Source organism: Porphyromonas loveana, assembly GCF_003096695.1.
Taxonomy (GTDB): Bacteria; Bacteroidota; Bacteroidia; order Bacteroidales; family Porphyromonadaceae; genus Porphyromonas; species Porphyromonas loveana.
On record NZ_QEKY01000020.1, the window covers coordinates 20,850 to 27,661 of the forward strand.

2 protein-coding genes are annotated in these 6,812 nt (G+C 52.2%); both read right to left on the reverse strand.

Features of this window, described 5'->3' with window-relative positions; translation table 11 throughout:
• Positions 1-18: 18 nt before the first annotated feature.
• Positions 19-3,072, reverse strand: a complete 3,054-nt coding sequence (locus C7382_RS09245) for a glycoside hydrolase family 3 N-terminal domain-containing protein (protein WP_116679994.1) — start codon at positions 3,070-3,072, stop codon at positions 19-21.
• Positions 3,073-3,235: 163 nt separating this feature from the next.
• On the reverse strand, positions 3,236-5,803 hold the full coding sequence (locus C7382_RS09250; protein ID WP_116679995.1) for an ATP-dependent Clp protease ATP-binding subunit: 2,568 nt from the start codon (positions 5,801-5,803) through the stop codon (positions 3,236-3,238).
• Between the last annotated feature and the right edge of the window lie 1,009 nt (positions 5,804-6,812).

The window sequence follows — 6,812 nt, forward strand, 5'->3', positions numbered from 1 at the left end:
TTAATTACGCTCTTAATCCTACACTCCTATACCCAAAGCCTCGTATATGGCTTGATGCAGTTTGGGTCGAATGCCCTCTGTCATCAGCTTTTTGTTGAGTCTGTTGGGGTAGGTACGATTAGAAAGGAACACAAAGATAAGTTCGTTGTCGGGATCAACCCAAACGCAAGTGCCTGTAAATCCTGTGTGTCCGTAGGTGGATGCTGATGCGGAATCAGCCATGCTTGCTCTTCCTTTGTCAAAGCCCAAGCTGCGTCTATTCCCCTTTCCGTGCGTGGTAATGAACTGCCGAAAGACTTTTCTGTCAATGATTTGCTTGCCGTTATAGGAGCCTTCCTGGATAAACAGTTCCAACACGCGAGCTACATCCTCGGCTGTTCCGAAAAGACCTGCATTGCCTGATACGCCGCCGAGGCATGCCGCAGCTTCGTCGTCCACGGTACCTCGTATGATACTTTTGCGTAGAAATTTGTCGTTTTGGGTCGGTGCGATACGCGAAGCACTGAATTTATTGAGCGGTTGGTAGCCAAGCGTATTGGCTCCGATAGGCTGATAGATACGTTCTTCAACGAAAGAGTCGAGGCTTTTGCCCGATATTTTCTCTACGATCTGTTGTAGTAAGATGAAGCCGAGGTCTGAATACTTGTAATTGCCTACGCCACAGCGGGGAGTGGATGCGATGGTATTGAGCAAGATGTTCTTCACCTCTTCGGATAGATACAGATCAGTCGAGAATCGTAGTGGATAGTTGGCGTTTTGGGTGCGAGACACGAGTTCGGGACGGAATGCAAAGAACGGATTGCCCCACGAGTTTGTATCTAATTGTACCCAACCCGGATTCTGCCGCGCCCCTGTCAGTCTGCCATTCAAACTACTTTGGTCGATGAGTGCATCGTAGAAGCTGACCGACGGACGTAGCCCTGCTTCGTGAAGCAAAAGCTGCTGCACGGTGATATTGCTCAGATCGGTATGAGCGAAGCGTGGGAGCAAAAAACCGAGTTGGTCAGTCAGTTTCAGTTTGCCTTCTTGAATGAGGAGCATCACTGCAGGAGTCGTCGCCAATACTTTGGTCACCGAAGCCAGATCATAAATAGTAGAAGAAGATACTTTCTCTCCACGTGCCGAGCCGTCGAGTGTGCCGAAACTTTTGTTGTATACGATCTTGTTGCAATGGATGGCCAGTACCCGACAGCCTGGGAAGGCTCCGCGTGACAAAGCCTCTTGTGCGATGCGATCAACTTTGGGCATGGCCGTTATGGAGGGAGGGGGTGGTTGAGGCCCTTCTTCAAAAGAGGAGACCGAAGGGGGAGCAATGGGCGAGGCCATCATGTAGGCTGTGGGATCTGCCTCTCCTTCTTCGACGGCAGACGATCCCTGAGTAGGCGTGACCGTGTTGTTGGTCGTGCCGCGAATGCGCCCTGCTGCGGCAAGTGCCGCTTCGCTTGTATTCTCATACGCCATGACGATGGCTTGCGCTTTGTCCGCAGCGGTGCGGATTCTGTTCTCGGCATACGGCGTAGAGAAGAAAACGATGGCGGTGGCATTCTGTTCTGTGAGCTGACGGAGAAATTCTCCTGCCCAGTCCGGCTGAGATTGACGGACGGTGACCACTACGGCATCGTACCGTTTGAGGCTGGCGAGCAGTTCGCGCATACGAGCCGTCGAGTTTCCTTTGACATAAGCATAGCAGTCTTTGGTCGAGAAGCCGGCTGCTTGTGTGAAAGTATTGGTGGCGGCAGCTTCCAGATTGACGCAAGCCACGCGGCTCTCTTGTCTGAGAGGGAGCAGTTGCTTCTTGTTCTTTTGGATGTAGATGGATGCATCCCACAACTTAGATGCCATCTGCTTGGCCTCGCGGTTGTTCACTTGGTTGACTACGCGGGTGGCTGATTCTTCTTGTGGTAATCCCGGGCGTATAATGAGCGCATACTTGAAGGATAGAATCTTCCTGCATTTACTGTCGAGGAGTTCGGAGCTGATCGTTCCCGATCGGACAGCACCGAGCACTTCTGTAAAGGCTTTGTTGGGATCCACAGGGCCGAGCAAGATGTCGTTCCCTGCCAGAATGGCACGAACAGATATCGGTTGTGAGCCTGCTACCTTCGCCCCTTCCATGGCAAGTCCGTCCGTGAAGATGAGACCGCCAAAGCCCATTCCCTTCTGTAATAGGTCGGTGCAGATGGCATAGCTGAGCGAGGAGGGTGTATTCTGACGAGATTCGAGTGCCGGCACATTGAGGTGGGCGGTCATCACACCGCTCAGACGGGCACGGAAAAACTCTCGGAAAGGATACAGCTCCGTCTTGTCCAACTCTTGACGCGAGGCGAAGACTGTGGGTAGCGTCTTGTGCGAATCCTCAGTCGTATTGCCGTGGCCGGGGAAGTGCTTGGCCACAGCCATTACGCCACCGTCCTCCAGCCCTTGTGCATATGCAATCCCTTTCTCTGCCACTTGGTGTGGGTTGTCTCCGAAACTGCGAGTCCCGATGACGGGGTTCTTAGAATTGTTATTTATGTCTAAGACAGGAGCAAAGTTGATGTGTATGCCCATCAGCCTGCATTCTCGAGCCACCTCACGGCCATAGTCGTAGAGGAGCTGATTGTCCTTTTGCTGTCCTAGTCCCATGTTGCGGGGGAATCGTGGTGCATCTTTCAGCCGCATGTACAAGCCCCACTCCCCGTCCAAGGCGATCAGCAGCGGAGTCGGTGCTGCGCTTTGGAGCCGACGTGTCATCGTGTATTGGTCCGATAGCGATCCTTTTTGGAAGAGTATGCCTCCGATGTGGCAGTTGCGCACGAGCTGCTCCGCCTGCCGCATCTTGTCGGCTTGGGTGGAGGGATAGACGATGGGCATGATGAGTTGCCCCACCTTTTGCTCCACGCTCATGCTCTTCATTTGTGCATCGACCCAGCGGGAGAGTTCCTCTTTTTTGATGCCTTCGAACAAGAGAAAAGGGTAGCCCTCCGACTTTTTGTCAGGGCGTGGACTTCTCTGTGTTTGTGTTGGAGCCGTGGCGGAGAACAGCCCGGCCAGAGCTACTACGAATATGCTGAGGGAAAGAAAACGTTTCATACCCTACAAATATACGAAAAACACGCGCGTGGAGCCTCTGTTTCGCTTAATAGCCAAGTCGTTTCCTCCCGTATATAAAAACAAAGAGGAAGGAACTCGCCGTCGGTGCATGGCATCGGCAGCAGTCTCCTCCTCTTTGTCAAGAGAAAATGAATGTTTGTCTTTAGTCCGCCACCACGATCTCGCCATCGCGAGCCGTGAGCGTGAGCGTCTGTCCTTTGGTTATTTTGCTCGAGAGGATGAGGTCGGTGAGGCGATCCTCCACTTCGGTCTGCAGCGTGCGCTTAAGCGGTCTGGCTCCGTACTGGATGTCATACCCCTTCGTGGCGATAACATCCTTGGCTTCGTCCGTCAGTTCCAGCCCGAATCCGGCGCGATGAATGCGAGCCAGTACGTCCCGCAACTCAATGTCCACCATGCGACGGATCTCCGTCTTGCCCAATTGGTCGAAGAGGATGATGTCGTCCAAACGGTTCAGAAATTCGGGACTGAACGTCTTGTTTAGTGCCTTCTGAATCACCGCGCGGCTGTGCTCCTTGTCTGCCTGCTCGTCCATTTCCGGACGGAATCCGATGCCCTGTCCGAACTCTTTGAGCTGACGGGTGCCAACATTCGAGGTGATGATGATCACCGTATTTTTGAAGTCCACACGTCTGCCCAAGCTGTCCGTGAGTTGTCCCTCGTCCATTACTTGGAGTAGGATGTTGTACACATCCGAGTGAGCTTTTTCGATCTCGTCAAGCAAGACCACCGAATAAGGCTTGCGACGCACTTTCTCCGTCAGCTGTCCTCCCTCTTCATAACCCACATAGCCCGGAGGTGCACCGACGAGACGCGATACGGAGAACTTCTCCATATACTCGCTCATGTCCACACGGATCATGGCACTCTCGTCTTCGAATAGATATTCGGCCAACTTCTTGGCCAGATAGGTCTTGCCCACGCCCGTAGGACCGAGGAATAGAAACGAGCCGATCGGTTTCTTTTCGTTTCGCAGGCCCAGTCGGTTACGTTGGATGGCACGCACCATCTTTTCAATGGCACCGTCTTGTCCCACCACTTTGGCTTTGAGGTCATCCGCCATCGTCCGCAGTCGTTCGCCTTCGCCGGTCGCCAAGCGCTCGGCTGGCACGCCTGTCATCAGGGCTATCACATGGGCCACCACATCCTCGTCCACCGTCTCCCGATGCTTGGACATCTGTTCCTCCCATCTCTTCTTTTCCTCCGAAATTTGCTGCTGCGTGCGTCTTTCCTGATCGCGGAAGGAAGCTGCCAATTCATAATTCTGAGCTTTGACGGCAGCGATTTTGTTCTCGCGCACGGTGGCCAGCTCGGTCTCCAGCAGTTCTATTTCCTTGGGAGCGATCACATTGGTGACGTGTACGCTGGCTCCCGCCTCGTCCATGGCGTCGATGGCCTTGTCGGGGAAGAAACGATCCGACACATATCGCTCGGTCAGCTCCACGGCTGCGCGGAGAGCCTTGTCGGTATAGCGTACGCCATGGTGCTCCTCGTAGCGTTCCTTGATGTTCTCCAAGATGGTGAGCGTCTCCTCCGCGGTGGAGGGCACCACTTGTACCTTCTGGAAGCGGCGTTCGAGGGCGCCGTCTTTTTCTATGTTTTTGCGATACTCATCCAGCGTCGTCGCGCCTATGCACTGCACCTGACCCCGAGCCAGAGCTGGCTTAAGCATATTGGCCGTGTCCATCGATCCGGCAGCCGATCCGGCGCCTACGATGGTGTGTATTTCGTCGATGAAGAGAATGATCTGTGGGTTCTTCTGCAGCTCCTCCAGTACGGCTTTGAGCCGCTCCTCGAACTGGCCGCGGTACTTCGTTCCTGCCACCATCTGCGCAAGATCAAGGCTGATGATGCGTTTGTCGAAGAGTACCCGACTCACCTTGCGATTCACGATGCGTTCAGCCAGTCCCTCCACGATAGCACTCTTGCCCACGCCCGGCTCTCCGATGAGTACGGGGTTGTTCTTTTTGCGGCGGCTGAGGATTTGGATGACGCGCTCGATCTCCTGCTCACGACCTACGACTGGGTCGAGCTTGCCGGCTGCCGCTTGTGCAGTGATGTCCGTGCCAAAGGCATCCAGTGCCGGAGTGTCGTTTCCGTTGCGCGTAGTCGTAGTTGTGTCGCCACCACCTTGCTCAGGGCTTCCTCCTGAATTCCTGCTCGGACCATTGTTCGAAGGAGGGATGGAGGACTCGTCTTCGTCCTCGTCGAAGTCGTTGTCCTTGTATCCGTCGATAATGGTTGGCGCTGCTGCTTCCTCCTGATCGGTTCCGTGTCGCTGACCGAAATAGTCGGGCAAGATGTTGTCGTACTTTATTCCTTGTTTCATAAATATCCTCTGCGTTAAGTTTTCCTGCTTCGAGCGTAGTATGCTCAGCAGCAGATGGACAGGGCTGACGGCTTCGTCCTCCAGCTCGGCACAGATGTCGGTGGCATACTCGATGGCTTCCCGTGCGGATGAGGTGAAGAGGGGCGACTCTTTTTCCGGAGGGGCGATGTCTTTCGCCATGGCTTCCAACTCGATCTGCCGTTTGAGGTCGTCCAGATTGATCCCATAGTGACGCATGATGTCAATGGCTCCGTTGTCGCCATCCCGAATGATGCCGAGTACGAGCATATCCTGCGTCACGACGGTTGTGCCGAGACGAGATGCTTCTTGGTAGCTGTATTCCAGCGCATTACGGAATGTCTGAGTGAAGTCGTTTGTCATATCACTTATCCTTCTTGCAATTATCGTGCCGCCTGCAACAGATCGCATTCTTTATAATAAGAATTGTTCCGAGGAGGCAGTTCAAATCACTGTTTTCTGTCAAAATGGCGGAAGATGTATGACTGATCTCTGTCGATCCTTTGTTCTTTCAAATCAGTCCACTGCGGTTATGCCTCTGCAGGAAACCTCATAAAGACAAAAATACACTGTAATTAATAGCTAATAGCGCGCGCGGGAGAAATGCTGATATTGCTTTCTTTTTTGACATGGTGTACAGGTATGACAAAACAAAAAACAGCGTTTCCCTACCTGCGTAGTCGTACGTAAAGCCTAAAAACGCAGTTTTCACTTTCGCGTACGTGTACGCAGACTCAAAAAACGGAGCTTTTGTGTTCGCGTATGTGTACGTAGAGTTAAAAAATAGAGCTTTCATGCTTGCATACATGTCTGCAAAGCCCAAAAACGAAGTTTTTACCTGATCAACGCCGCAAGTTTTCCCATTCAATCCTCGATTGGTTTTACGTTGCCAATTGCTGATAATAAATCTGATTGCCCTGATTGTTCGGATTACTCCGATACCTCCACCATCGGTTTGAGAGCCCCGCTACCCTGATAGCAAACGCAAGTACCTGTTATGTGAATGCAGAATTGTGAAAAACAATTTATTTTTCAAATAATTAGAATTGAACAGAATGAATTATAAGGTGTTGGTATACAGGTGTTTGTGATGTGTTTTCGGTGTCAGAAGATGGCCAAAGGCTGTACGGATAGGTGTGTCATGTGTTGCAAAAATCAAAAAATGTTTACCTTTGTATTGATATTGGCAGAGAGTCTGCATCGGGATGTGAGTATTTATACAGAATCAGGAGTCCTTTGTGAGGGGGGGTCTGTATTGCAGCAACGGATAGGCGCCTCTCTTAGTTCTATACTCGGATTATGCCGGCGGGCATAGTGTATATGAGTCTTGTGAGATAATGTCCGCCTTAAGTCGGTCTTTATAGAACAAAGT

Bases quoted from the DNA above. Each gene is read 5' to 3' on its own strand.
- C7382_RS09245 (WP_116679994.1), bottom strand. From the start codon at position 3,072: ATGAAACGTTTTCTTTCCCTCAGCATATTCGTAGTAGCTCTGGCCGGG.
- C7382_RS09250 (WP_116679995.1), bottom strand. From the start codon at position 5,803: ATGACAAACGACTTCACTCAGACATTCCGTAATGCGCTGGAATACAGC.